A 260-nucleotide genomic window follows, 5' to 3' on the forward strand; every position below is an offset into this window, starting at 1 on the left:
TTTCGTCCAGTCGCCGCTGCGTCAGAGCAGTGTCCCGTCGGATCCGAGCTCAGGATCGAGTTCAGGGTCGGTTTTGGGCGTTTCGAGCCTGGTAAGCGCGTAGCGTAGCGCGGCGATGGCGCGCATCCGCCGCACGGGCTCGATCGGTACGAGTAAGCACACCGGTTTGGACGGCGCGAAGATCGCAATGGTCGTGAGCATCGACCTGTCGTGATCGGTAACGGTCACGACGATCGCTTGTCTGCCATAACCGCTGCGGC

Annotated in this window: 1 protein-coding gene; it reads right to left on the reverse strand. The window is 62.7% G+C overall.

From position 1 onward, the window contains the following. Positions 1-21: 21 nt before the first annotated feature. Positions 22-260 (reverse strand): hypothetical protein (locus KZZ07_RS27085; protein ID WP_219520094.1); only part of this gene is annotated, 239 nt, incomplete at its 5' end.

The sequence above is a fragment of the Mameliella sp. CS4 genome (genome assembly GCF_019392335.1).
Taxonomy (GTDB): domain Bacteria; phylum Pseudomonadota; class Alphaproteobacteria; order Rhodobacterales; family Rhodobacteraceae; genus Antarctobacter.